At 70.7% G+C, this 25,090-nt stretch carries 21 protein-coding genes; 8 read left to right on the top strand and 13 right to left on the bottom strand.

Going from position 1 to position 25,090, the window contains the following annotated elements:
* Nucleotides 1-140 precede the first annotated feature (140 nt).
* The 3 genes from FDM97_RS10285 (at nucleotide 141) to FDM97_RS10275 (ending at nucleotide 3,074) form a co-directional block, all read left to right on the top strand.
* Nucleotides 141-1,067 (top strand): ABC transporter ATP-binding protein, encoded by a 927-nt coding sequence (locus tag FDM97_RS10285; RefSeq protein ID WP_137990099.1) that lies wholly within the window; start codon nucleotides 141-143, stop codon nucleotides 1,065-1,067.
* A gap of 180 nt (nucleotides 1,068-1,247) precedes the next feature.
* Nucleotides 1,248-2,030 (top strand): ABC transporter permease, encoded by a 783-nt coding sequence (locus FDM97_RS10280; protein ID WP_137990098.1) that lies wholly within the window; start codon nucleotides 1,248-1,250, stop codon nucleotides 2,028-2,030.
* 75 nt (nucleotides 2,031-2,105) lie between these two features.
* Nucleotides 2,106-3,074 carry a COX15/CtaA family protein gene (locus FDM97_RS10275; protein ID WP_137994754.1) on the top strand — a complete coding sequence of 323 codons (969 nt, stop codon included), beginning with the start codon at nucleotides 2,106-2,108 and terminating at the stop codon, nucleotides 3,072-3,074.
* A gap of 115 nt (nucleotides 3,075-3,189) precedes the next feature.
* Here the strand turns inward: FDM97_RS10275 and FDM97_RS10270 are convergent, their stop codons facing one another.
* The 3 genes from FDM97_RS10270 to FDM97_RS10260 form a co-directional block, all read right to left on the bottom strand.
* Nucleotides 3,190-4,281 carry an amidohydrolase family protein gene (locus FDM97_RS10270; RefSeq protein ID WP_137990097.1) on the bottom strand — a complete coding sequence of 364 codons (1,092 nt, stop codon included), beginning with the start codon at nucleotides 4,279-4,281 and terminating at the stop codon, nucleotides 3,190-3,192.
* Between the two features lie 77 nt (nucleotides 4,282-4,358).
* Nucleotides 4,359-4,694 carry a hypothetical protein gene (locus FDM97_RS10265; protein ID WP_137990096.1) on the bottom strand — a complete coding sequence of 112 codons (336 nt, stop codon included), beginning with the start codon at nucleotides 4,692-4,694 and terminating at the stop codon, nucleotides 4,359-4,361.
* A gap of 103 nt (nucleotides 4,695-4,797) precedes the next feature.
* Entirely contained in the window at nucleotides 4,798-5,745 is a 948-nt protein-coding gene (locus FDM97_RS10260) for a heme o synthase (protein WP_137990095.1), read from the bottom strand.
* Nucleotides 5,746-6,071: 326 nt separating this feature from the next.
* Between FDM97_RS10260 and tkt the strand changes: the two genes are divergently transcribed.
* The 5 genes from tkt to pgl are packed head-to-tail and all read left to right on the top strand — an operon-like array spanning nucleotide 6,072 to nucleotide 12,709.
* Nucleotides 6,072-8,159 (top strand): transketolase, encoded by a 2,088-nt coding sequence (gene tkt, locus FDM97_RS10255; RefSeq protein ID WP_137990094.1) that lies wholly within the window; start codon nucleotides 6,072-6,074, stop codon nucleotides 8,157-8,159.
* A gap of 32 nt (nucleotides 8,160-8,191) precedes the next feature.
* On the top strand, nucleotides 8,192-9,310 hold the full coding sequence (tal, locus tag FDM97_RS10250; RefSeq protein WP_137990093.1) for a transaldolase: 1,119 nt from the start codon (nucleotides 8,192-8,194) through the stop codon (nucleotides 9,308-9,310).
* Nucleotides 9,311-9,315: 5 nt separating this feature from the next.
* Complete coding sequence (gene zwf / locus FDM97_RS10245) at nucleotides 9,316-10,848, top strand: glucose-6-phosphate dehydrogenase (protein WP_137990092.1); 1,533 nt, start codon at nucleotides 9,316-9,318, stop codon at nucleotides 10,846-10,848.
* Nucleotides 10,845-11,930: a glucose-6-phosphate dehydrogenase assembly protein OpcA gene (opcA, locus tag FDM97_RS10240; protein WP_137990091.1), complete on the top strand. Its 1,086-nt coding sequence runs from the start codon at nucleotides 10,845-10,847 to the stop codon at nucleotides 11,928-11,930. The genes zwf and opcA overlap by 4 nt, the downstream gene beginning before the upstream one ends.
* Nucleotides 11,927-12,709 carry a 6-phosphogluconolactonase gene (pgl, locus tag FDM97_RS10235; RefSeq protein ID WP_137990090.1) on the top strand — a complete coding sequence of 261 codons (783 nt, stop codon included), beginning with the start codon at nucleotides 11,927-11,929 and terminating at the stop codon, nucleotides 12,707-12,709. The genes opcA and pgl overlap by 4 nt, the downstream gene beginning before the upstream one ends.
* 22 nt (nucleotides 12,710-12,731) lie before the next feature.
* Here the strand turns inward: pgl and FDM97_RS10230 are convergent, their stop codons facing one another.
* From FDM97_RS10230 to FDM97_RS10185, 10 genes are all read right to left on the bottom strand, one after another.
* Entirely contained in the window at nucleotides 12,732-14,267 is a 1,536-nt protein-coding gene (locus tag FDM97_RS10230) for a PH domain-containing protein (protein WP_137990089.1), read from the bottom strand.
* Nucleotides 14,264-14,812, bottom strand: coding sequence for a PH domain-containing protein (locus FDM97_RS10225; RefSeq protein ID WP_137990088.1), 549 nt, complete (start codon nucleotides 14,810-14,812; stop codon nucleotides 14,264-14,266). The genes FDM97_RS10230 and FDM97_RS10225 overlap by 4 nt, the downstream gene beginning before the upstream one ends.
* A 5-nt stretch (nucleotides 14,813-14,817) precedes the next feature.
* Complete coding sequence (gene pgi, locus FDM97_RS10220) at nucleotides 14,818-16,470, bottom strand: glucose-6-phosphate isomerase (RefSeq protein ID WP_137994753.1); 1,653 nt, start codon at nucleotides 16,468-16,470, stop codon at nucleotides 14,818-14,820.
* 56 nt (nucleotides 16,471-16,526) lie between these two features.
* Nucleotides 16,527-17,744, bottom strand: coding sequence for an MFS transporter (locus tag FDM97_RS10215; RefSeq protein WP_137990087.1), 1,218 nt, complete (start codon nucleotides 17,742-17,744; stop codon nucleotides 16,527-16,529).
* Between the two features lie 166 nt (nucleotides 17,745-17,910).
* Nucleotides 17,911-18,246, bottom strand: a complete 336-nt coding sequence (locus tag FDM97_RS10210; RefSeq protein WP_003976875.1) for an RNA polymerase-binding protein RbpA — start codon at nucleotides 18,244-18,246, stop codon at nucleotides 17,911-17,913.
* A 77-nt stretch (nucleotides 18,247-18,323) separates the two neighbouring features.
* Complete coding sequence (gene secG / locus FDM97_RS10205; protein WP_137990086.1) at nucleotides 18,324-18,554, bottom strand: preprotein translocase subunit SecG; 231 nt, start codon at nucleotides 18,552-18,554, stop codon at nucleotides 18,324-18,326.
* Between the two features lie 100 nt (nucleotides 18,555-18,654).
* Complete coding sequence (gene tpiA / locus FDM97_RS10200) at nucleotides 18,655-19,431, bottom strand: triose-phosphate isomerase (protein ID WP_137990085.1); 777 nt, start codon at nucleotides 19,429-19,431, stop codon at nucleotides 18,655-18,657.
* Between the two features lie 7 nt (nucleotides 19,432-19,438).
* Nucleotides 19,439-20,650, bottom strand: coding sequence for a phosphoglycerate kinase (locus tag FDM97_RS10195; protein ID WP_137990084.1), 1,212 nt, complete (start codon nucleotides 20,648-20,650; stop codon nucleotides 19,439-19,441).
* A gap of 111 nt (nucleotides 20,651-20,761) precedes the next feature.
* The gene (gene gap, locus FDM97_RS10190; protein WP_137990083.1) at nucleotides 20,762-21,772 is read right to left on the bottom strand and encodes a type I glyceraldehyde-3-phosphate dehydrogenase; all 1,011 of its coding nucleotides are present in this window, start codon (nucleotides 21,770-21,772) and stop codon (nucleotides 20,762-20,764) included.
* A 224-nt stretch (nucleotides 21,773-21,996) separates the two neighbouring features.
* On the bottom strand, nucleotides 21,997-24,951 hold the full coding sequence (locus FDM97_RS10185; RefSeq protein WP_137990082.1) for a M14 family metallopeptidase: 2,955 nt from the start codon (nucleotides 24,949-24,951) through the stop codon (nucleotides 21,997-21,999).
* Nucleotides 24,952-25,090: the final 139 nt, after the last annotated feature.

Genomic DNA, 25,090 nt, shown 5'->3' with positions numbered 1-25,090 from the left:
GTGACAAGCGAGGTCGGAGCCGATCACGGTGCCGTGCATCACTCAGGTAAGGCTTACCTGACCTGCGGAAATGATCATTCGTAGGACGAATGGGCCGCCCCGTGGGCAGAGCGCCCTTGCCCCCTCTCTAGACTTCCCGCATGCGATACGAGTCCGTCGTCCAGGTCCGGGGCCTGGTCAAGCGGTACGGAGACAAGACCGCCGTCGACGGCCTCGACCTCGACGTCCGGGCGGGCACCGTGACCGCCGTCCTCGGTCCCAACGGGGCCGGGAAGACCAGCACGATCGAGACCTGCGAGGGTTACCGGAGGGCCGACGCCGGCACCGTCCGCGTCCTCGGCCTCGACCCGGTCGCCGACGCGGCGGCACTGCGCCCCAGGATCGGCGTCATGCTGCAGTCCGGCGGCGTGTACTCCGGCGCCCGCGCCGACGAGATGCTCCGCCACATGGCGAAGCTGCACGCCCACCCGCTCGACGTGGACGCCCTGATCGAGCGCCTCGGCCTGGGCTCCTGCGGCCGGACCACCTACCGGCGCCTCTCCGGCGGCCAGCAGCAGCGCCTCGCGCTCGCCATGGCCGTCGTCGGCCGCCCCGAGCTGGTCTTCCTCGACGAGCCGACCGCCGGTCTCGATCCACAGGCCCGCCGCGCCACCTGGGACCTCGTCCGCGAGCTGCGCGCCGACGGGGCCACGGTCGTCCTCACGACGCACTTCATGAACGAGGCCGAGGAGCTGGCGGACGACGTCGCCATCATCGACGGCGGCCGGGTCGCCGCCCAGGGCAGCCCCGAGGAGCTGTGCCGCGGCGGCGCCGAGAACACCCTGCGCTTCACCGGCCGCCCCGGGCTCGACCTCGGCTCGCTGCTCAAGGCCCTGCCCGACGGCACCGCGGCCGCGGAGCTGACGCCGGGCGCGTACCGGATCAGCGGCACCGTCGACCCGCAGCTGCTCGCCACCGTCACCAGCTGGTGCGCCCAGCACGGCGTGATGCCGAACGGCATCTCGGTGGAGCGCCACACCCTCGAAGACGTCTTCCTCGAACTCACCGGCAAGGAGCTGCGGTCATGACTCTGGTCGACACCGAGATCCGCCGGGGGTCCGGGGGTCGTCCCCCGGGAAGACACAGCCTCGAACTCACCGGCAAGGAGCTGCGGTCATGACTCTGGTCGACACCGAGATCCGCCGGGGGTCCGGGGGTCGTCCCCCGGGAAGACACAGCCTCGTACTCACCGGCAAGGAGCTGCGCGCATGAGCACCGGTACGTACGCGCCGAAGCCGGGAGCGGCTCCCGTCGGGCGGATGATCGCCGCGCAGACCGCGCTCGAGACGAAGATGCTGCTGCGCAACGGCGAGCAGCTGCTCCTGACCGTGATCATCCCCTCGCTGCTGCTCGTGCTCTTCTCGACCGTCGACATCATCGACACGGGCACCGACAAGGCCGTCGACTTCCTCGCGCCGGGCGTCCTCGCGCTCGCCGTCATGTCCACCGCCTTCACCGGCCAGGCCATCGCGACCGGCTTCGAGCGCCGTTACGGGGTGCTCAAGCGGCTCGGGGCCTCGCCGCTCCCCCGCTGGGCGCTCATGACCGCCAAGACGCTCTCCGTCCTGGTCACCGAGGTGCTCCAGGTCGCGCTCCTCACGGCGATCGCCCTGGGGCTCGGCTGGTCGCCGCGGGGCACTGCGACATCGACAAGCATGTTCTCCGTCCTGCTGCTGCTCGTCCTCGGCACGGCCGCCTTCTCGGGCCTGGGTCTGCTGATGGCGGGCACGCTGCGGGCGGAGGCGACGCTGGCCGCCGCGAACCTGGTGTTCCTGCTGCTCCTGGTGGGCGGCGGGGTGATCGTGCCGCTGGACAAGTTCCCCGACGCGGCCCGCTCCGTGCTGGAGCTGCTGCCGATCTCCGCGCTCTCGGACGGACTGCGGGACGTCCTCCAGGGCGGCGCCCCGCTGCCGTGGGGCGCGGCCGCGATCCTCGCGGTGTGGGCGGTGCTCGGGCTGGGCGCGGCGGCGAGGTTCTTCCGCTGGGAGTAGCGACGGGGTGACGTTCCGGGGTGACTTCGCCCGGAACGACCCCCTCGTGAAAGCGTGCACAAGCCCCGTCCTACGATAGGGCCCGTGCTGACCCCCCTCGCCTACATCGCCCAGCGCTGGACCCCGTCCCCCCGGACGCTCCGGCGCGCCGCGCTCTCCGCCGTCGTGATGAGCGTCCTCATCATCGTCACGGGAGGCGCGGTCCGGCTGACCGGCTCCGGTCTCGGCTGCGACACCTGGCCCAAGTGCACGGACGACAGCCTCATCGTGACGCCCGAGCAGGGCTATCGCGGCGTGATCGAGTTCGGCAACCGGATGCTGACGTACGTTCTGTCGGCCGCCGTGGGCTGGGCCATCATCGCGGCCCGCTCCACCAAGCCGTGGCGGCGCGGCCTGACCCGGCTCGGCTGGGCGCAGTTCTGGATCGTCGCGAGCAACGCGGTCCTGGGCGGCATCACCGTGTGGATGGGCCTCAACCCGTGGACCGTCGCCGGCCACTTCATCGCCGCCAACACGCTCCTGACCGTCGCCGTGATCGCCTGGCAGCGGACCGGCGAGGGCGACACGACGCCCCGCCGGCGGGTGCCGGGCCCGGTGCGCAAGCTCTCCTGGGCGATCATCGCGGCGTCCGCCCTCGTGATCGTCCTCGGCACCGGCGTCACCGGCTCGGGCAAGCACGCCGGTGACAGCAGCGACGTCCCGCGCATGCCGTGGGACTGGACGAACGCGGCGCACCTGCACGCGATCTCCGCCTGGGTGGTCTGCGCGCTCGCGCTCGCGATGTGGCTGGTGCTGCGCGTGGTCGACGCCCCCGACGACACCCGGGCGCGCGCCCGCGATCTGCTGATCGTGCTGCTCGCGCAGGGCGGGATCGGCTACCTCCAGTACTTCACCGGCGTCCCGGAGCTCCTGGTCGGCGCGCACATGCTGGGCTCCTCCCTGATGTGGATCGCCGTGCTGCGCCTCGCCCTGAGCCTGCGCGAGCGCCCGGTGGCCGCCCCGGAGATCCCGGCGCAGTCCGACTCCGCGCTGACCACGGCGTAACCGCGCGGCGGCGGTCCGGGGCGCCGTCCGCATCCCTCGGTCTCGGCGGGCTGAGCAGCGAGCCCGAGCAGCCCACCCCGGCGGCCGGGCGCACGCCGTGCCGGGCGGGACCGCGTCAGGCCAGGCCGTAGATCCGGCGCGCGTTGCCCGACGCGATCATCGTGGCGACGCGCTGCGCGTCCTTCAGGGACCAGGCCCCGTCGCCGACCCATTCGCCGAGGACGCGGCTCAGCGCCCCGCGGAAGACGCTCGCGGCGACGACGTGCAGCTCCGGCAGCGCGTGGGCCCCGCTGGAGAAGAGCAGCTTGCCGAAGGGGGCCAGCTCCAGAAGCTCGGCGAGGACGGCCGCGGCGCGGGCGCCGGTCCGGGCGAGGACGGAGCCGAGGTCCGCGTACACATGCGGGAAGAGACCGGTCAGCTGCGCCGCCTGCCGGTGGTACGGGTATCCGTGCAGGAGTACGAGGTCGGTGCCCAGCCCGCTGGTGGACGCGGCGAAGTCGGCGAGCCCGGCCGGGTCCTCCGTCCCCACGTGCAGCTGCAGCGGCCGCCCGGAGGCGACGGCGATCCACAGCAGATGGCGCAGCAGGACGGGGTCGGTGAGCCGGCCTCCGGCCGCGCGCCCGGCCAGCCAGCGTCCCGCCGCCCCGCGCACCTCGCCGGGGCCCGGCGGTTCGGGCGCCTGCGCGAGACCCCGGCGTACCCCTGCCACCGAGGTGAAGGCCACGGCGGTCGCGGCGGCACCGTGGACGGCCTCGGCGAGGTTGGCCAGGAGCGCCTCGACGGTCCCCGAGGTGTCGGCGACCTGTTCGGCGAGGAGCTCCAGTCGGATGATCTCGTGGGCGTCGGCGGCGCCGGTGGCGGCGATCTCGGCGGGGCCCGTCAGGTCACCCGCGACTCCCGTGTCGACCAGGTAGGCGGAGATGCCGGAGGCGCGCAGCAGCCTGCGCCCGGACTCCAGAACACCCAGCTCCCGGCGGCGGGCGAGATAGCGGGCCGGCGGGCAGTGCGGCTCGAGACCGAGCAGCGGCGGGCACCAGCGGCGTACCGCGAAGCCGGTCTGGGTGTCGAAGAAGGTGGTGCCGGGCGCGGCCGGCGCGGCCCCTGCTCCAGCGGGCCTGCCGAGGTGCGCCTCGAAGGTGCCGAGGCCGAGCTCCGTTCGGAGCACCCCGTGGCAGTACTGGTCCACCAGACTCGGGGTCTCGATCATGCGGGGGCTCCCTGCGTGGACGTGCTTGCACACGTCCTAACGGGTGACCCCCGCCCGAGGTTGTTGCCTCGGGCGCCTCAGGCGTTGGACGGTCCGCCGAGCTGGATACCGGCCATCCGGGCCCACTCGTACGGGCCGGTGACGACCTTGGCGGCGAACTCGCCGTCGAACTCGTCGTGAAGGGTCAGCCCGGCCTTCTCGGCGGCCTGCTGGGCGATGGGGTACGAGGGGGCCACGAGGTCGCCCCAGCCGCCGTCCTCACCGACGAGGACGATCCGGGTGCCCATCTGGCCGATGTAGGCGAGCTGCCCCTCGGCGCCGCCGTGCTCCTTGGAGAACGCCTGGATCTGCTTGGCGAGCTTCGCCGCCTTGCGCTCCGCGTGCTTGGTGTCCGCCTGCTTGGTGTCTGCCATGGGATTGATGCTACCGATCGGTAGATCCACTGGCGACGGCCGGGGCGTGTGGGCTGTCCCACGCGCTCCGGCCGTTGATCAGGACCTGAGGGTTTCTTCCGGACTACCTCAGGAAGGGGTCGACCGCGACCGCCACGAAGAGCAGCGAGACGTAGGTGATCGACCAGTGGAAGAGGCGCATCTCCTTGAGCTTCGCGCCGGTCGCGCCGCTCTTCGCGCGATTGAGCAGCGCGTGCGCCTCCCAGAGCCACCAGCCGCCCGTCAGGAGCGCCACGGCGGTGTAGAACCAGCCGGTGTAACCCAGCGGGGTGAGGAGCAGCGAGACGCCGACCATGACCCAGCTGTAGAGGACGATCTGCTTGGCGACGACCTTGTTGGAGGCGAGGACCGGGAGCATCGGCACGCCCGCGCGCGCGTAGTCCTCCTTCACCTTCATCGACAGCGGCCAGTAGTGCGGCGGCGTCCAGAAGAAGATGACGGCGAAGAGGACGACCGCGGCCCAGGACATCGAGTTCGTGACGGCCGACCAGCCGATGAGGACCGGCAGGCAGCCGGCGATGCCGCCCCAGACGATGTTCTGCGCTGTCCGCCGCTTCAGGATCATCGTGTAGACCACGACGTAGAAGAGGAGCGCGCCGAGGGAGAGCCAGGCGGAGAGCCAGTTGACCAGGAGGCCGAACCAGACGGTGGAGACGACCGCGAGGGTGAGGCCGAAGATCAGCCCCTCGCGCGGCGAGACCATGCCGGTCACGAGCGGACGCTGGGAGGTGCGGTCCATCAGCGCGTCGATGTCACGGTCGATGTACATGTTCAGCGCGTTGGCGCCACCGGCGGAGAGGTAGCCGCCGAAGCAGGTGGCGAGCACCAGCCACAGGTTCGGCACACCCTGCTCGGCGAGGAACATCACCGGAACGGTGGTGATCAGCAGCAGTTCGATGATTCGCGGCTTGGTCAGTGCCACGAACGCCTTGACGCGGGCCCCGAACGGCCGATGGCCCGCCGGGCTGGGAGTCAAGACGACCCCTGCGGGTCGGGACTCGACGGCCGTCACGCACACCCCTGACAGAGAAATTCCCAGCAAGCTCCCCGGTGAAGACGGGGTAAAGACTTGCGCGTACCACGCCACTCTAGACGTTGCCCATACGCCGATCTTCGCGGGGGTGGGGTCGTGTTGAGGGGGGTCTTGTGGGGGGTCGTCCCAAGGTGTGGACAGCGGCTCGGGAGGCGAACCGACACAGCCACCGGCACTCTTGCTCTGTCCGCTCATTTGAGGGGCATGTACGCGAAAAGAGGGGCGTTCTGCGGGGGTAGGCTCGACAGCGCCGGTACACCCTCAGTCACCGGCTTCAGACATGTGGAGAGGAGCCCTGACTCAGGGTGAGCACTAAGCCGACCACCACAGACCTCGAGTGGACCGAATTGGACCAGCGGGCCGTGGACACCGCCCGCATCCTGGCCGCGGACGCCGTACAGAAGGTCGGCAACGGCCATCCTGGTACGGCCATGAGCCTGGCGCCCGCCGCGTACACGCTCTTCCAGAAGGTGATGCGCCACGACCCGGCCGACCCGGAGTGGGTCGGGCGCGACCGTTTCGTGCTGTCCGCCGGCCACTCGTCCCTGACGCTCTACACCCAGCTGTACCTGGGTGGCTTCGGGCTGGAACTGGACGATCTGAAGGCGTTCCGCACCTGGGGTTCGAAGACCCCGGGCCACCCGGAGTACGGACACACCGCGGGTGTCGAGACGACGACCGGCCCGCTGGGCCAGGGTGTCGCCAACGCCGTGGGCATGGCGATGGCCGCCCGCTACGAGCGCGGTCTGTTCGACCCGGAGGCGGCCCCCGGCACCTCCCCGTTCGACCACAACATCTACGTGATCGCCGGTGACGGCTGCCTCCAGGAGGGCATCTCCGCGGAGGCGTCCTCGCTGGCCGGCCACCAGAAGCTCGGCAACCTGATCATGCTGTGGGACGACAACCACATCTCGATCGAGGGCGACACCGAGACCGCCGTGTCCGAGGACACGATGAAGCGGTACGAGGCCTACGGCTGGCACGTCCAGCGCGTCGAGCCGAAGGCGAACGGCGACCTGGACCCGGCGGCCCTGTTCGCGGCGATCAAGGCCGCCGAGGCCGAGACCGGGCGTCCGTCGTTCATCGCGATGCGCTCGATCATCGCCTGGCCCGCCCCGAACGCGCAGAACACCGAGGCCTCGCACGGCTCGGCGCTCGGCGACGAGGAGATCGCGGCCACCAAGCGCGTGCTCGGCTTCGACCCGGAGCAGACCTTCGAGGTCACCGACGAGGTCATCGGTCACACCCGCTCGCTGGGCGACCGTGGCCGTGAGGCCCGCGCCGCGTGGGAGAAGTCGCTCGCCGAGTGGCGTACGGCCAACCCGGAGCGGGCGGCGGAGTTCGACCGTATCCAGGCGAACGAGCTGCCCGAGGGCTGGGAGTCGAAGATCCCGGTCTTCGAGGCGGGCAAGGGTGTCGCCACGCGCGCCGCGTCCGGCAAGGTCCTCCAGGAGCTCGGTGCGGTCATCCCCGAGCTGTGGGGCGGCTCGGCCGACCTGGCCGGCTCCAACAACACGACGATCGACAAGACCTCGTCGTTCCTGCCCGAGGGCAACCCGCTGCCGGAGGCCGACAAGTACGGCCGCACGATCCACTTCGGCATCCGCGAGCACTCGATGGCCGCGGAGATGAACGGCATCGCGCTGCACGGCAACACCCGCATCTACGGCGGCACCTTCCTGGTGTTCTCCGACTACATGCGCAACGCGGTCCGTCTGTCGGCCCTGATGCACCTGCCGGTGACGTACGTCTGGACCCACGACTCGATCGGTCTGGGCGAGGACGGTCCGACCCACCAGCCGGTGGAGCACCTGGCCTCGCTGCGCGCGATCCCCGGTCTGACCATCGTCCGCCCGGCGGACGCCAACGAGACCGCCATCGCCTGGCGCGAGATCGTCAAGCGCCACACCAAGGTCTTCGGCAAGGGCACCCCGCACGGTCTGGCCCTGACCCGCCAGGGTGTGCCGACGTACGCGCCCAACGAGGACACCGCCAAGGGCGGTTACGTCCTGTTCGACGCCGACGGTGGCGACGCGCAGGTCGTGCTGATCGGCACGGGCTCCGAGGTGCACCTGGCCGTCGAGGCCCGCGAGCAGCTCCAGGCCGCCGGCATCCCGACCCGCGTGGTCTCGATGCCGTCCGTCGAGTGGTTCGAGGAGCAGGACCAGGCGTACAAGGACTCCGTCCTGCCGCCGTCGGTGAAGGCGCGTGTCGCCGTCGAGGCCGGTATCGGTCTCACCTGGCACCGGTACGTCGGCGACGCCGGCCGCATCGTCTCGCTGGAGCACTTCGGTGCCTCGGCCGACGCGAAGGTCCTGTTCCGCGAGTTCGGCTTCACGCCGGAGGCCATCGCCGCCGCCGCGCGGGAATCTCTCGCCGCCGCCGCGCGCTGACGCCCTTAGACACGAGTTTTGGAGAACCTCTCATGACAGACGCTCTCAAGCGCCTCTCCGACGAAGGCGTCGCGATCTGGCTGGACGACCTTTCGCGTCAGCGGATCACGTCCGGAAACCTGGCCGAGCTGATCGACCAGCAGCACGTGGTGGGTGTCACCACCAACCCGTCCATCTTCCAGAAGGCGATCTCGGAGGGCCACGGCTACGACCAGCAGCTCGCCGACCTCGCCGCCCGCAAGGTGACCGTGGACGAGGCCATCCGCATGATCACGACGGCTGACGTGAGGGACGCCGCCGACATCCTGCGCCCGGTCTTCGACGCGACCGACGGCCAGGACGGCCGGGTCTCCATCGAGGTCGACCCCCGCCTGGCCCACAACACGGCGGCCACCATCGCCGAGGCCAAGCAGCTGGCCTGGCTGGTCGACCGTCCCAACACGCTCATCAAGATCCCGGCCACCAAGGCGGGTCTGCCGGCGATCACCGAGGTCATCGGCCTCGGCATCAGCGTCAACGTGACGCTGATCTTCTCGCTGGAGCGCTACCGCGCGGTCATGGACGCCTACCTGGCCGGTCTGGAGAAGGCGCGCGAGCGTGGCCTGGACATCTCCCTGATCCACTCCGTGGCCTCGTTCTTCGTCTCCCGTGTGGACTCGGAGATCGACAAGCGCCTGGACGCCGTCGGCACGGAAGAGGCCAAGGCCCTCAAGGGCAAGGCCGCTCTCGCCAACGCCCGTCTCGCGTACGAGGCGTACGAAGAGGTCTTCTCCTCCGAGCGCTGGGCCGCGCTGGACAAGGCGCAGGGCAACAAGCAGCGCCCGCTGTGGGCCTCGACCGGCGTGAAGGACCCGGCGTACAAGGACACCCTGTACGTCGTCGACCTGGTCGCGCCCGGCACGGTCAACACCATGCCGGAAGCGACGATGGAGGCCACCGCCGACCACGGCGAGGTCACCGGCGACACCGTGCGCGGCACCTACGAGCAGTCCCGCGCCGAACTGGCCGCCGTCGCGAAGCTCGGCATCTCGTACGACGACGTGGTGCAGCTGCTCGAGGACGAGGGCGTCGAGAAGTTCGAGGCGTCCTGGAACGACCTGCTCAAGTCCACCGAGGCGGAGCTTGAGCGCCTCGCACCTTCGGAGGCGTAAGCACCTTGAGCGCAGTCCACGGAGCCAACCCGCTCCGTGACGCCGCAGACCGACGGCTCCCGCGTATCGCGGGGCCGTCGGGTCTGGTGATCTTCGGTGTCACGGGCGATTTGTCCCGTAAGAAGCTGATGCCCGCTGTCTATGACCTGGCCAACCGCGGCCTGCTGCCGCCGGGCTTCTCGCTCATCGGCTTCGCCCGTCGCGAGTGGCAGGACGAGGACTTCGCGCAGGAGGTCTACGAGGCGGTCAAGCAGCACGCCCGCACCCCGTTCCGCGAGGAGGTGTGGCAGCAGCTGATCCAGGGGATGCGCTTCGTCCAGGGCGACTTCGACGACGACGACGCCTTCGACCAGCTGAAGACCACCATCGAGGAGCTGGACAAGGCCCAGGGCACGGGCGGCAACTTCGCCTTCTACCTCTCCGTGCCGCCGAAGTTCTTCCCTCTGGTCGTCCAGCAGCTGAAGAAGCACGGTCTGGCCGAGCAGAAGAACGGCTCCTGGCGCCGCGCGGTCATCGAGAAGCCCTTCGGCCACGACCTGGCCTCCGCCAAGGAGCTCAACGAGGTCGTCCACGAGGTCTTCCCGCCCGATGCGGTCTTCCGCATCGACCACTACCTGGGCAAGGAGACCGTCCAGAACATCCTGGCGCTCCGCTTCGCCAACACGCTCTTCGAGCCGATCTGGAACCGGTCGTACGTCGACCACGTGCAGATCACCATGGCCGAGGACATCGGCATCGGCGGCCGCGCCGGCTACTACGACGGCATCGGCGCCGCCCGTGACGTCATCCAGAACCACCTCCTCCAGCTGCTCGCGCTGACCGCGATGGAGGAGCCCGCCTCCTTCGACGCGGACGCGCTCGCGGCCGAGAAGACCAAGGTGCTCGGCGCGGTGAAGCTGCCGAAGGACCTGGGCGCCTCGACCGTGCGCGGCCAGTACGCGGCCGGATGGCAGGGCGGCGCGAAGGCCGTCGGCTATCTGCAGGAGGACGGGATCGACCCCAAGTCGAAGACCGACACCTACGCGGCCATCAAGCTGGAGATCGACAACCGCCGCTGGGCGGGCGTCCCCTTCTATCTCCGTACGGGCAAGCGGCTCGGCCGCCGTGTCACCGAGATCGCGGTCGTCTTCCAGCGCGCCCCTCACTCCCCCTTCGACCAGACGGCGACGGAGGAGCTGGGCCAGAACGCCCTGGTCATCCGGGTGCAGCCGGACGAGGGCGTGACGATGCGGTTCGGCTCCAAGGTGCCGGGCACCTCGATGGAGGTCCGGGACGTGTCGATGGACTTCGCGTACGGCGAGTCCTTCACGGAGTCCAGCCCCGAGGCGTACGAGCGGCTCATCCTCGATGTGCTGCTCGGCGACTCGAACCTCTTCCCGCGGGTCGAGGAGGTCGAGCTGTCCTGGAAGATCCTCGATCCGATCGAGCAGTTCTGGGACAAGCACGGCAAGCCCGCGCAGTACCAGTCCGGGACCTGGGGTCCGGTCGAGGCGGACGACATGCTCGCACGAGACGGACGGAGCTGGCGCCGGCCATGAAGACCGACCTGACGGACACCACGTCCAGCAAGATCAACAAGGCGCTGGTGCTCGGACGGCGTGCCATCGGCACGCCCGCCGTCGGCATGGTGCTGACCCTCGTCATCGTCACCGACGAGGAGAACGCCTACGACGCGCTCAAGGCGGCCAACGACGCGTCCCGCGAGCACCCTTCGCGGACGCTGGTGGTCATCAAGCGGGTCTCGCGCTCGCCGCGTGACCGCGCGAAGGCACGGCTCGACGCCGAGGTCCGCCTCGGCGCCGACGCCAGCACGGGCGAAACGGTTGTTCTCCGGCTGTACGGCGACATCGTCGACCACGCCCAGTCGGTGGTCCTGCCGCTGCTCCTTCCGGACGCGCCCACCGTCGTCTGGTGGCCGGTCAACGCACCGGCCGACCCGGCGAACGACCCGCTGGGCGCGCTCGCCCAGCGCCGGGTGACCGACTCGTACGCCGCCGAGCAGCCGATCCACGAGCTGACGGGGCGCGCGGACACGTACACCCCGGGCGACACGGACCTGTCCTGGACCCGGATCACCCCGTGGCGTTCGATGCTGGCCGCCGCGCTCGACCAGGTCGTGTGCGAGGTCACCTCGGCCGAGGTGGAGGGCGAGGAGTTCAACCCGAGCGTCGAACTGCTCGCGATGTGGCTCGCCGACCGGCTGAAGGTGCCGGTACGCCGGTCCAAGTCGGCGGGGCCCGGGCTCACGTCCGTACGGATGGAGTCCACCTGCGGGCCGATCGTGCTCGACCGGCCCGACGGCTCGCTGGCGACGCTCTCCATCCAGGGGCAGCCGGACCGTGCCGTGGCGCTCAAGCGCCGCGAGACGGCTGAGCTGATCGCGGAGGAGCTGCGGCGGCTCGACCCGGACGACACCTACGCCTCGGCGCTGCGCTACGGGGTCGACCGGCTCGACGAGGAGGCGGCGGTGACGGCTCCTTCGGACGAACCGGCTCCGGCACCGGCGGCCGAGCCCAAGGCCGCCGAGGACAAGGCCGCAGAGGACAAGGCCGCCGAGGACAAGGCGAAGGCCGCCCCGGCGGCGAAGAAGGCCCCGGCCAAGAAGGCGGCGGCCAAGTGAGCACTCCGCAGCTCGTCGTCCACCGCGACAAGGACCTGATGGCCCAGGCCGCGGTGGCCCGGCTGATCACGCGGATCGTGGACGCCCAGGCCGCCCGCGGCTCGGCGTCCGTGGTCCTCACGGGCGGCCGCAACGGAAACGGGCTGCTCGCGGCGCTCCGTTCGGCCCCGGCCCGGGACGCGATCGACTGGTCGCGGCTCGATCTGTGGTGGGGCGACGAGCGGTACCTGCCCGAGGGTGACCCGGAGCGCAATGTCACCCAGGCCCGGGAGGCGCTGCTCGACAGCGTCCCGCTTGACCCGGCGCGCGTGCACGCGATGCCCGCCTCGGACGGACCGTACGGCAGTGACGTCGAGGCCGCCGCCGACGCGTACGCGGCCGAACTGGCCGCGGCCGCGGGTCCGGAGGACCATGGCTCGGTGCCGAGCTTCGACGTGCTGATGCTGGGTGTCGGTCCCGACACCCATGTGGCCTCGCTGTTCCCGGAGCTTCCGGCGGTCCGCGAGACCGAGCGGACGGTGGTGGGTGTGCGCGGCGCGCCCAAGCCGCCGCCGACCCGGATCTCGCTGACGCTGCCGGCGATCCGTGCGGCCCGCGAGGTCTGGCTGCTCGCGGCCGGTGAGGACAAGGCGAAGGCCGCGGCGATCGCGCTGTCGGGCGCGGGCGAGATCCAGGCGCCGGCGGCGGGAGCCTACGGCCGCTCCCGCACGCTGTGGCTGCTCGACGCGGCGGCCGCCTCGGAGCTGCCGCGCGCTCTGTATCCGCCGGCTTCGGCCTGACGGACGGTCATGAAGGCCCGGTTCACCGCACGGTGGGCCGGGCCTTCCGCCTGTCCCGTGCCGGTTCCACCTGTTCCAGGAAGGGGGCGAGCAGGTCCGGCACCGCCTCGGCGGCGAAGGCCAGGCCCTCGCTCTGGCCGGCGTCGTGGATGTCGTACGCGCCGTCGCCCGCCGCGGTCGTGGCGGTCAGCGTCAGCACGCCGGCGCGGCGCTGGAAATACGACTGCTTGACGGTCCATCCGATGACACCGCCCCGCTGGAGGGCGACCGTGCTGCGGCGGACCGTGCCCGAACGGGCCACCAGATAGCCGCCGGTGATGCCGTGCCCGAGGTTGCGGTAGGCGTCGAGCGCGAACAGCACGGCGAGCGGGACGAGGACGACGGCGCAGCCGAGGGCGACGTACAGCAGGACGGGCGTGAGGAGGGCCCCGAGGAGGGCGAGGACCGCGACGGGGGCGAACGCGCTCCACAGGGCCCAGCGCAGCCGCCGGGTGCGGGCGGCGCGGGGGTGGACGGTGAGGGGCGCGTTCGTCGGGGGCTCGGGCTCGCGCAGCACCTGGGCGGCGACCCGGTCGGCGACCGGGCGGGGCGCGGGTGGCAGCAGGGTCTTGTGGTCGGCGTGCTCGCCCTCGTCCTTCTCGACGAGTCCGGTGGCGACGGCGTCGACGCGGGCGGCCCCGCATATCCGTACGCCCAGCGGCTCGACCAGTTCGACACCGCGCAGGCGTCGTTCCTCGATGGAGATCGAGCGGGCGGTGAACAGTCCGCGGCGCACCCGCAGGGTGCCGCCGGGCTCGCGCTCCAGGCGGTGGTTCCACCACATCTCGACCCAGAGGCCGAGGGCGCCGACGGTGCCGACGAGCAGGGCGAGGAGCGCGAGGACCACGATCATCGAGACGATCGAGGTGTCCTGGAAGCGGTCGCCTATCCAGTCGATGACCTCGCCCTGGGCCCCGAACCACTCGCTGACCTGCATCACGGCGCCGGCCGCTGCTCCGCCGAGGAGCGGGGCGACGAAGGAGACCGGGGCGTAGCGGATCCAGTGGGGGTCGAGCGTGGCGAGGGCGCCGTCGTGGTGGGCGTCCGCGGCGGCGGGGGCCGTCCGGTCGAGGAGTTCGCGACGGAGCCGTTCGCCCTCGGCCCGGGTGACCGGGTCGAGTTCGAGGGTGGACTCGCCGTTGTTCTCCCCGGTGCCGATGCGGACCTTGACCAGGCCGAGGACGCGCAGCAGCGGGTTGGCGGTCAGGTCGACGCTGCGGATGCGTTCGCGGGCCAGCGAGCGGCGCTTGACCAGGAGAAGTCCGGTGTGGAGTTCGGCGCGTTCGGCCCCGATGCGGTAGCGGGTGCGGCGCCATCGGACGTAGTCGCCGGCGGAGCCGCCGAGGACGAGCAGGGCGGCCCCGGCCAGGATCCAGCCGACGGCCTGCCACACCGGCATGGAGCCGGCCAGCCCGAAGAAGGTCGGCAGGGCGCCACCGCCGGCGACGCCGGCCACGACGGCCGCGGTGACCAGGACCGTACGGCGGTCCAGTCGCCGCCAGTCCTCGTCCGGCGTCATGTGGCGTCCCCGGGCGTGGCCTGGGTGATCCGGGTGAGCTTCTCGGCCAGGTCGGCGGCGAGTTCGTGGTCGAGGCCCTCGATCCGGATCGCGCCCTTGGAGGAGGCCGTCGTCACGGTCACCGTGGCGAGCCCGAAGGCCTGCTCCAGCGGCCCGCGCACGGTGTCGACGGTCTGGATCCGGGACATCGGAGCGATCCGCCACTCCTGCCAGAAGGCCCCCGTACGGACGTAGACGGCGTCCTCGGTGACCTCCCAGCGGTGGACCCTGAACCACCAGGAGGGGAAGAACGCGGTGCAGGCCAGGCCCACGGCCGCCACTGCTCCGGCCGCGGTCAGCAGCCAGAACCGGGCGGGCGTGATCAGGGCGCCGAGCACGGCCAGGACGACCACCGGAGGGGCCGTCGTCAGCAGCCACTGGGTCCGCCACCAGGTGACGGCCCGTTCGTCGAGCGTGTGGCGCGGCGGCCGCAGCCGGACCTCGCCCCGGACCTCGCCCGGGCCCTGGCTCGGGACCTCGCCCCGCACCGCGTTCTCCCCCGTCATCGGTCCTACCTTCCGCGCAGCGAGCGGTAGGTGGCGACGAGACCGGCGGTCGAGCCGTCGAGCCCCTCACCGCCCTCGCCCCGGGTCAGCACCGGCTCGATCTTCTTGGCGAGGACCTTGCCGAGCTCGACGCCCCACTGGTCGAAGGAGTCGATGTTCCAGATCGCGCCCTGGACGAACACCTTGTGCTCGTAGAGCGCGATGAGCTGGCCGAGGACGGAGGGGGTGAGCTCCTTGGCCAGGATCGTGGTCGTGGGGTGGTTGCCCTGGAAGGTCTTGTGCGGGACGAGCTCCTCGGCGACGCCCTCGGCCCGTACCTCGTCGGGCGTCTTGCCGAAGGCCAGCGCCTGGGTCTGGGCGAAGAAGTTGGCCATCAGCAGGTCGTGCTGGGCGACGAGTCCGGGAAGCAGATCGGCCACGGGCTCGGCGAAGCCGATGAAGTCGGCCGGGATGACCTTGGTGCCCTGGTGGATCAACTGGTAGTACGCGTGCTGCCCGTTGGTGCCGGGCGTGCCCCAGACGACCGGTCCGGTCTGCCAGTCGACGGGCTTGCCGTCGCGGTCGACGGACTTGCCGTTGGACTCCATGTCGAGCTGCTGGAGGTAGGCGGTGAACTTCGACAGGTAGTGCGAGTACGGCAGGACGGCGTGCGACTGGGCGTCGAAGAACGCGCCGTACCAGACGCCGAGGAGGCCGAGCAGCAGCGGGGCGTTCTCCTCCGGCGGGGCGGTGCGGAAGTGCTCGTCGACGAGGTGGAAGCCGTCGAGCATCTCGCGGAAGCGGTCCGGGCCGATGGCGATCATCAGGGAGAGGCCGATGGCGGAGTCGTAGGAGTAGCGCCCGCCGACCCAGTCCCAGAACTCGAACATGTTGGCCGTGTCGATGCCGAAGTCCTCGACCTTCTCGGCGTTGGTCGACAGGGCCACGAAGTGCTTCGCGACGGCTTCCTGGCCGGCGCGCAGCTCGGTGAGGAGCCAGTCACGGGCGGACGTGGCGTTGGTGATCGTCTCGATGGTGGTGAAGGTCTTCGAGGCGACGATGAACAGCGTCTCGGCCGCGTCGAGGTCGCGGACGGCCTCGTGGAGGTCGGCGCCGTCGACGTTGGAGACGAAACGGAGCGTCAGGTCCCGCTGCGTGTAGGCGCGCAGGACCTCGTACGCCATGGCGGGTCCGAGGTCGGAGCCGCCGATGCCGATGTTCACGATGTTCTTGATCGGCCGGCCGGTGTGGCCGGTCCACTCGCCCGCGCGGACCTTGTCCGCGAAGACGGCCATCTTGTCGAGGACGGCGTGGACGCCCGGGACGACGTTCTCGCCGTCGACCTCGATCACGGCCTCGCGCGGGGCGCGCAGCGCGGTGTGCAGGACCGCCCGGTCCTCGGTGGTGTTGATCTTCTCGCCGCGGAACATGGCGTCGCGCAGCTCGGCCACCCCGGTCGCGGAGGCCAGTTCGCGCAGCAGCGCCAGCGTCTCGTCGGTCACGAGGTGCTTGGAGTAGTCCAGGTACAGGTCGCCGACGCGCAGCGCGTACCCGGTGCCCCGGCCCGGATCGGCGGCGAACAGCTCGCGCAGATGGGTCTCGCCCCACTGCTCGCGGTGCTTGCCGAGGGCGGCCCACTCGGGCAGCTGGTTGAGCCTCGTGCGTCCTGCGTTACTCATCTCGGACATCGCCTACTTCTTCTCTTCCTGCCTGCTTGCCCCGCTGCCACTCCAACCTAATTGATCAGCGGGGCCAAGGACGCAACGGCGAGGGCGAAGAGCGCCGCCGCCAGGAGGGCGGGTGCGTTCAGTCCCCAGGCGGCGGCCACCGCGCCGCCGAGCAGCGCGCCCAGCGGGGCGCCGCCGACCGCGAGGGTCCGGAAGGCCGCGCCGATCCGGCCGAGCATGCCCTCGGGGCTTCTCTCCTGCATCAGCGTCACCTGGTTCACGTTCCACACCGTGCCCATAAGGCCGAACACGGCCATCGCCCCGATCGTTACCCCGAGGCCGTGGACGGCTCCCATCACGGCCAGACAGCCCGTCTGGACGGTCCCCGCGAGGAGGACGGCGCGTATCCGGCCCGTCCGGCGCGCGATGCGGGCGGCGAGGAGGCCGCCGAGGACGCTTCCCGCCGCGTAGGCGGTGACGGCCGCGGCGTAGCCTCCCTCGCCGGCGTCGAGCCAGCCGGTGACGTGGAGGACCAGGGTGGCGATCAGCGCGCCCATGCCGACGTTGCACAGGGTGGTGGCCGTGCAGAGCCGTCGCAGGGGCCGGTCGCGCCACAGGGCGGCGAGCCCCTCGGCCATCTCCCCGCGGAGGGTGGAGCCGTCCTTGCGGGGCGGCCGCTGGGGCGCCTCGGCCCGCAGGGAGGCGACGAGCAGCGCGGCCAGGACGTAGGTGGCCGCGTCGGCGGCATACGGGACGGCGGCTCCGGCGAGCAGCAGGGCGGGCACGAGCGGCGCCGCCAGGAGGCCGCCCGCCAGCTGCTGTCCGGTCATCAGACGGGCGTTGGCGCCCGCCAGGGCCTCCGCGGGGACCAGGGCGGGCAGCAGGGCGGTGGCCGCGTTGTCGAAGAGGGTCTGCAGGGTGGTGAGGGCGAAGGCGAGGACGAGCAGCAGGGCGAGCGAGGCGTGGCCGTACGCGACGGCGAGGGCGAAGCCGGCCATGAGCCCGCCGCGCAGGAGGTCGACGGCCCACATCGCGCGCCGCTGGTCGACGCGGTCGGCGACCGCGCCGCCGAGCAGTCCGAAGACCAGCCAGGGCAGGTATCCGCAGGCGGTCACGGCGGCGATGAGCAGGGGGTCGTCGGTGAGGGAGGCGGCGAGCAGGGGCAGCGCGGCCGCGCGCAGCGAGTCGCCGAACCTGGAGACGACGGCCGCCGTCCACAGCCGGCCGAACCCGCCGCGCCAGACGGGCGCCTGCCGGGCGTCTGCCGTCTCCTGCGTAGCCGTCATGGCCGGCTCACCCCCCGTGCGTGAACGCGTGATCTTTCCCGTACGACGGTAAAGGCCGCCACTGACAACGGCGGTGGGGAGAGGGACGGCGGAGCGTACGCGAACGGGCCCTGCCCGCGAACCGAGTTCGCGGGCAGGGCCCGTTCGTCACACCTTCACACCACGCTCAGATCTCGCCGCGCAGTTTGGCGAGCGCCTCGGCGAGGATCGCCTCGCCGTCCGCGTCGCTGCGCCGCTCGCGCACATACGCGAGATGCGTCTTGTACGGCTCGGTACGCGGCGGGTCCGGCGGGTTGTCCCGGTCCTGGCCGGCCGGGAAGCCGCAGCGCGGGCAGTCCCACGTCTCCGGAACCTGTGCGTCACTGGCGAAGCTCGGCTGCGTCTCGTGCCCGTTCGAGCACCAGAAGGAGATGCGGAGGCGCGGCGCCGACTCGCCCCGCTCAGCCTCCCCCATCGGCCCCGCTCCGACCCGGCTTCCCCGGATCGCGTTGCCACTTGCCACGGTCGTAACTCCCTGCGTGATGGTGCTCGAAGATGCCCCAGTCTACGTAAGGCCCAACGCGCGTCCAGTGATTGGAGTTACACGTCCAACTTCATCAGAAGCGCAAGAACGACAATGCAGGCGAACCACAGCAGACCGACCACGACGGTGATGCGGTCCAGGTTGCGCTCGGCAACCGAGGAGCCACCGACGGACGACTGCATGCCACCGCCGAACATGTCGGAGAGGCCGCCGCCCTTCCCCTTGTGCATCAGCACGAGCAGCATCAGCAGCGCGCTGAAGACGATCAGGGCGATCGAGAACCCCATAACCACGGCTGGACCAACTTCCTCGGACTTATACGGACGGGGGCCGGACAGTGGCTGCCCGACCCCCGCAAGGGTACGACGGATCGTCGCTAGCGCCTACTCACTGGTCGCGGAAGCGAACGATCTTGACGAACTCGTCAGCGTCCAGCGCCGCGCCACCCACCAGGGCACCGTCGACGTCGGGCTGCGCCATGATCGCGGCCACGTTGCCGGCCTTGACCGAGCCGCCGTACTGGATGCGGACCTTGTCGGCCAGCTCCTGCGAGTACAGCTGAGCGAGACGGCCGCGGATGGCACCGCAGACCTCCTGCGCGTCCTCCGGGGTGGCCACCTCGCCGGTGCCGATGGCCCACACCGGCTCGTAGGCGATCACGATCGACTCGGCCTGCTCGGCCGGGACGTCCTTCAGGCCGCCGTCGAGCTGCGCGAGGGTGTACGCGACCTGGTCGCCCGCCTTGCGGATGTCCAGGCCCTCGCCGACGCAGAGGATCGGGGTCAGACCGTGCTTGAACGCGGCCTTCACCTTGGCGTTGCAGATCTCGTCGGTCTCGGCGTGGTACTGCCGGCGCTCGGAGTGGCCCACGGCGACGTAGGCGCACTTCAGCTTGGACAGCATCAGGCCCGAGATCTCGCCGGTGTAGGCACCGGAGTCGTGCGCCGAGATGTCCTGGGCGCCGTACTTGATCTTGAGCTTGTCGCCGTCGATCAGGGTCTGGACGGACCGCAGGTCGGTGAAGGGCGGCAGGACCGCGACCTCGACGGCGTCGTAGTCCTTGTCGTTCAGCGCGAAGGCGAGCTTCTGGACGTGCGCGATGGCCTCGAGGTGGTTGAGGTTCATCTTCCAGTTGCCCGCCATCAGCGGGGTACGCGTGCTCATAAGGGGGTCAGTCCTCCAGTGCGGCGAGGCCGGGGAGCGTCTTGCCCTCGAGGTATTCGAGGGAGGCGCCGCCGCCGGTCGAGATGTGGCCGAATGCCTTCTCGTCGAAGCCCAGGATCCGCACGGCAGCGGCGGAGTCGCCACCGCCCACCACGGAGAAGGCCGGGGAGTCGACGAGCGCCTGGGCGACGGCCTTGGTGCCCTCGGCGTAGTCGGGGTGCTCGAAGACGCCCATGGGGCCGTTCCAGAAGACGGTGGCCGCGTCGGCGAGCTTCGAGGCGTAGAGCTTGCGGGTCTCCGGACCGATGTCCAGGCCCTCCTCGGTCGCCGGGATGGCGTTCGAGGCGACCGTGGACGGGTTGGCCGGGGCCTTCGTCTTCAGGTCCGGGAAGTCCGGGGAGACCAGGACGTCGACGGGGAGGACGAACTCCACGCCGCGCTCCTTGGCGCGCGCCAGGTACTCCAGGCAGACCGGGATCTGGTCCTCCTGGAGCAACGAGATGCCGACCTCGTGGCCCTGGGCCTTGAGGAAGGTGTACGCCATGCCGCCGCCGATGAGGATGCGGTCGGCCTTCTCGAGGAGGTTGTCGATCACGCCGAGCTTGTCGGAGACCTTGGCTCCGCCGAGGACGACGGCGTACGGCCGCTCGACCTCTTCGGTGAGCTTCTTCAGGACGCCGACCTCGGTGGCGATGAGGTAGCCGGCGGCGTGCGGCAGCCGGGCCGGGAGGTCGAAGACCGAGGCGTGCTTGCGGTGCACGGCGCCGAAGCCGTCGCCGACGTAGACGTCCGCGAGGGCGGCCAGCTGATCCGCGAAGGCGCCGCGCTCGGCGTCGTCCTTGGAGGTCTCGCCGGCGTTGAAGCGGAGGTTCTCGATGACGGCCACCTGGCCGTCGGCGAGGGCGGCGACGGTGGAGTTGGCGGACTCGCCGACCGTGTCGGTCGCGAACGCCACGTCGGCACCGAGGAGTTCACCCAGGCGCGCGGCGGCCGGGCCGAGGGAGAACGCCGGGTCCGGGGCGCCCTTGGGGCGGCCCAGGTGCGAGGCGACCACGACACGGGCCCCGGCGTCGGCGAGCGCCTTGACCGTGGGGACGACGGCGCGGATGCGGCCGTCGTCGGTGATGGTGGTGCCGTCCAGCGGCACGTTCAGGTCGGCGCGGACGAATACCCGCTTGCCGGCGACGCCTTCGGCGAGAAGCTCGTCGATCGTCTTCATCTTGTACTGACTCCTTGGAACGCGGTCGAGCACACGAGACAGGGCTCGCACAGCGCGACGTTACGCTGTCCGAGCCCTGCGCTCACATCAAGGGGGTACCTGCCCTGGGGCCTAGAGCTGACCGCCGACGAAGACGGTGAGGTCGACGAGACGGTTGGAGTAGCCCCACTCGTTGTCGTACCAGCCGAGGATCTTCACCGAGTTGCCCTCCTGGACCATGGTCAGGGAGGAGTCGAAGGTGCAGGAGGCCGGGTCGCTGACGATGTCCGAGGACACGATCGGGTCCTCGGTGTAGTACAGGATGCCCTTCAGGTCGCCGTCCTCGGAGGCCTTCTTGAACGCGGCGTTGACCTCGTCCTTGGTGACCTCGCGCTGCAGCGTGACGACCAGGTCGGTCGCCGAGCCGGTCGGGACCGGGACGCGCATGGCGATGCCGTCCAGCTTGCCCTTGAGCTGCGGGAGGACCAGGGCGGTGGCCTTCGCGGCACCGGTCGTGGTCGGGATGATGTTCTCCGCGGCGGCGCGGGCGCGGCGCAGGTCGGAGTGCGGGAAGTCCAGGATGCGCTGGTCGTTGGTGTAGGCGTGGACCGTCGTCATCAGGCCCTTGACGATGCCGAAGTTCTCGTCGAGAACCTTGGCCATCGGCGCCACGCAGTTGGTGGTGCAGGAGGCGTTGGAGATGACGTGGTGGTTGGCCGCGTCGTACTTGTCCTGGTTGACACCCATGACGATGGTGATGTCCTCGTCCTTGGCCGGAGCCGAGATGAGGACCTTCTTCGCGCCACCGGCGATGTGCTTCTCGGCGTCGGCCTTCTTGGTGAAGATGCCGGTCGACTCGATGACGATGTCGACGCCCAGCTCACCCCAGGGGATGTCGGCCGGGTTGCGCTCGGAGAGCACCTTGATGGTGTGGCCGTCGACGGTGATGGTGTCGGCGGTGTGGGTGACCTCGGCCTTGAGGCGTCCCAGGATCGTGTCGTACTTCAGCAGGTGAGCAGTGGTCGCGGTGTCACCCAGGTCGTTGACAGCCACGATCTCGATGTCGGCACCCTGCTCAAGGAGCGCGCGGAAGTAGTTGCGACCGATGCGGCCAAAGCCGTTGATGCCTACGCGGATCGTCACGAACCGATCTCCTCGTTAGGTACGCCGGGTTTCGACGCCGGCGAGATTCTTTTAGGGATGTCCCCGACCGCTTACGACCCTACCTCTCCCATCGGCTCAGAGTGACATCGTGTGCAGCCGAAAGACCTTGAGAATGCACCGTGGCCCGTTACTACCGACGGGTTCGAGCCACGGTGCGTATTTCGTCCCGATCACTGACTGTGATCAAAGGTGCGGGTGGCCGCTCAGCCGTGCACCACGCCGAGAGCCTTCCTGACGAGTGCCGCGCGCTCCGCCTCGGAGCGCACGTGTTCCAGGCCGAAACCGAGGAGCACGGTGTCACGTGTGGTGACGGCGGCCTGGGAGTGGAAGAGCCCCGCGGAGCGCGCCCAGTCGCTGCCGTTCGCCCGGCTGCCGGCCGGCGGCCCCGGTACGGACCAGGCGCCGAGCGCCGTCTCGAACCCCTCGCCGCCGCTCGCCGTGCCGCCGATCACGAGCGCGGTGTCGTCGACGAAGGCGCCCATCTCGCCGCTCCCGGGGTCGGTGATGTACGAGATCGACAGCTCGACCTGCTTGCCCGCGTAGGCGCTCAGGTCGACCGAGGCCTGCCGCCAGCCGTTGGAGGGGCCGGTGAACGCGTTCCAGGAGCCGGTGGTGCCGGTGCTGGTGCAGCCGTCCTCGCCGACGGTCAGGTAGCGGGCGAGGAAGGGGTGGCCGCGGACGTAGTAGCCCTCGCCGCAGTCGGCCGGGGCGGCGGTGGAGGTGCCGCCGTTGGCGTCGGGCAGCGTGGTCCAGTCGTCCTGGCCGACGGTGTGGGCCTCGACGACGAGGTTGTCGTAGCCGGGCTCGGTGTCGTAACTGACCTGGAAGCGCAGGCTCGGCAGGGCGGCCGCGTCGACGCCGGTGAGGTCGACGGTGCGGCTCAGGCGCGTCCAGGTGTTGTCGGCGTGGCGGGCGGCGGCGAAGTACGCGCCCTCGTAGGGCTCGAAGGGGGTGCGGACGCCCGGGTAGTCGCCGGCGGACGCGCTGCTGCCGAACTGCGGGAACTGCTGCGGCTTCAGGGTGTCCGAGGTGACGGTGTACGCGCCGGCGTTGTCCAGCGGGTTGTCCGCCGCGCCGCCGAGGGAGCCCGTGGCGCCGGCGAATCCGCCGGATCCGGCGAAGGCGGGCGGGCCGTTCAGCGCGGCCCGGTGGTACGCGCCGAGGTAGTACTGGGCGAAGTCGTTGGACTGGGCCCGGCCGATGTCGATCAGGCCGCCGGACTTCTCCCCGGCGTTGATCAGCTTGCCGCCCTCGTTGAGGTAGTCCCGTACGGCCAGCATGACCGGCCCGGAGGGCTGCTCGGCGCCGGTGTACCAGACGACCGTACGGAAGTGGCTCAGCACGCCGAGCGGGTCCGGGACCCCCTGGGTGGCGACGTCCCAGACGGCGGCCTTGCGGCCGCTGTCGGCGAGCGCCTTCACATAGGCCGCGGTGTGCTGCGCGGCGGCCTGGCCGCCCTCCTCGGCGAGGACGAGCACGTCTCCGCGGGGCCGCTCGGCCACGGTGTACGTGAAGGGGGTGGAGGCGGTCGCCGTGCCCTCCTGGGTACGGGCGGTGAACCAGACCTCGACGGTGTCGCCCGGTCGGGCGTCCTCGACCTCGGCCCGGTACTGGTCGAAAAAGAGGTTGTCCTCCCCGCCGTAGGTCTCGCCGCCCTCCCAGGCCTCCAGGCTCTCGGTGTGGGTGCGGCCGCCGTTGACCCGGTACCTGAGCTTCTTGTCGCGCAGGGACGTGCGGGCGGTGACGGAGACCTCCTGGTCGCCGCCGCGGGCGTAGGAGGTGGTGAAGGTGTCCGGGGTGAAGTCGGGGGCGTCGAGGCCGGTGACGGAGACGGGCCGGTCCGGGTGGGCGGCGCTCTCGGCGACGGCGAGCGCGAAGGGGATGTTCTTGGCGAACTCGGCCTGGATCAGCTTCTCGTCGTCCGGGAAGGTGAAGACGGAGGCGCAGTCGGCGGGCTCCCAGGCGTCGTTCGGGTCGATGCGGGAGGCGGTGGCGCAGGTCGACATCTCCGGGGTGAACATCTGCATCCCGTTGACGTTGGCCGCGTGTCCGTCGGCCTCGCCGTTGGTGGTGTAGAGCTCGGAGGAGACCTGCGGCCGGTAGCCGGGCACGGCGGACTTCTGCGGGGTGCCGGCGAGCGACCTGAGCGCCACGTCGTCGGGGGTGTCGGTGGCGACCTGCCAGCCGACGCCGTAGAGCAGCAGCTGGGCGGCCGAGTGGTAGTTGATGCCGTACTGGAAGCCGATGCGCTTCTGGAAGGCGTCGAGCGCCTTGGTCTCGGGCTCGGACATCGGGCCGGTGCCACGGTAGGTCTCGTTCGCCGGGTCGGGGGACGAACCCTCGTTGTCGTAGCCCCACTTGTAGGCGAAGTTACGGTTGAGGTCGACGCCGTCGCCGGGTGCGATCCGCCCGTCGCCGTTGTTGTCGCGGAGGTTCTTGCGCCACTGGCGGTTGGCGGGGTCGGCGTGGGTGAAGTCGTAGCCGTCCGGGTTGGCGGAGAGCACGAACCAGAGCTCGGTGGAGTCGACGATCTTCGTGACCCGCTGGTCCTTGCCGTAGCTGTCGAGGTAGTGGTGCATCAGCCGCCGGGTCATCTCGGGGGTGATCCACTCGCGGGCGTGCTGGTTGGACAGGTACAGCGTGGCGGGCTTCGAACCGTCCTTCGCCTTCTTGGCGCCCTTGGTGAGCTTGAGGGCGAGGATGTCCTGGCCCTTCACGGTCTTTCCGAGGGAGACGACCTTGGTGAGGCCGGGGTTGGCCTGGGCGGCGGCGAGGATCTCCTGCTTGAGGCCGCCTTCGCCGCCGTACGGGCGAAAGACGCCGTCCCCGGCACCGGCGACCCGCTTCTCGGCCTGGGCGGAGAGGGTGTGCTCGGCGAGTTCGACCCCCTTGCCGCGCAGCTGGCCGGCCTGCCGGTCGGTGAGGTAGAGCTCGAGGGTGGCGGAGCCCTTGTCCGGCACCTGCTCGGTCAGTTCGTGCCCGTCGGTGCCGGCCTCCAGGAGTAACGGCACCTGTTCCTTGCTGACCTTCGCGCGCCATACGGAGAGGGCGTCGCCGCCGTCCCCGCCGTTCGGTTCCGCTCCGGCGACGGGCGCGGCCGCCAGTCCCGCGATCAGCAGTGAAGCCGCGGCGAGGATCGAGCTCGCTCTGCGTCTCATCAGCCCCCCTTGCTGTTGTCTGCCACGAATGTGAACAGACGCCAGGCTGATCACGGTTCATGATCATGTCAAGAGTGCCTCGCGACGCGCCGCGCCCTCACGAGAACGCCGCTGCCGGTGCCTCAGAAAGGCACCGGCA

Source organism: Streptomyces vilmorinianum, from assembly GCF_005517195.1.
Classification (GTDB): domain Bacteria; phylum Actinomycetota; class Actinomycetes; order Streptomycetales; family Streptomycetaceae; genus Streptomyces; species Streptomyces vilmorinianum.
Note: the sequence above shows the minus strand (reverse complement) of the source record. Positions and strands in the feature narration are given on the sequence as shown.

Coding starts and splice junctions, on each gene's coding strand:
- FDM97_RS10285 (WP_137990099.1), top strand. CDS start 141: ATGCGATACGAGTCCGTCGTCCAGGTCCGGGGCCTGGTCAAGCGGTAC.
- FDM97_RS10280 (WP_137990098.1), top strand. CDS start 1,248: ATGAGCACCGGTACGTACGCGCCGAAGCCGGGAGCGGCTCCCGTCGGG.
- FDM97_RS10270 (WP_137990097.1), bottom strand. CDS start 4,281: ATGATCGAGACCCCGAGTCTGGTGGACCAGTACTGCCACGGGGTGCTC.
- FDM97_RS10265 (WP_137990096.1), bottom strand. CDS start 4,694: ATGGCAGACACCAAGCAGGCGGACACCAAGCACGCGGAGCGCAAGGCG.
- tal (WP_137990093.1), top strand. CDS start 8,192: ATGACAGACGCTCTCAAGCGCCTCTCCGACGAAGGCGTCGCGATCTGG.
- opcA (WP_137990091.1), top strand. CDS start 10,845: ATGAAGACCGACCTGACGGACACCACGTCCAGCAAGATCAACAAGGCG.
- FDM97_RS10230 (WP_137990089.1), bottom strand. CDS start 14,267: ATGACGCCGGACGAGGACTGGCGGCGACTGGACCGCCGTACGGTCCTG.
- FDM97_RS10225 (WP_137990088.1), bottom strand. CDS start 14,812: ATGACGGGGGAGAACGCGGTGCGGGGCGAGGTCCCGAGCCAGGGCCCG.
- pgi (WP_137994753.1), bottom strand. CDS start 16,470: ATGAGTAACGCAGGACGCACGAGGCTCAACCAGCTGCCCGAGTGGGCC.
- FDM97_RS10215 (WP_137990087.1), bottom strand. CDS start 17,744: ATGACGGCTACGCAGGAGACGGCAGACGCCCGGCAGGCGCCCGTCTGG.
- secG (WP_137990086.1), bottom strand. CDS start 18,554: ATGGGGTTCTCGATCGCCCTGATCGTCTTCAGCGCGCTGCTGATGCTG.
- tpiA (WP_137990085.1), bottom strand. CDS start 19,431: ATGAGCACGCGTACCCCGCTGATGGCGGGCAACTGGAAGATGAACCTC.
- FDM97_RS10195 (WP_137990084.1), bottom strand. CDS start 20,650: ATGAAGACGATCGACGAGCTTCTCGCCGAAGGCGTCGCCGGCAAGCGG.
- FDM97_RS10185 (WP_137990082.1), bottom strand. CDS start 24,951: ATGAGACGCAGAGCGAGCTCGATCCTCGCCGCGGCTTCACTGCTGATC.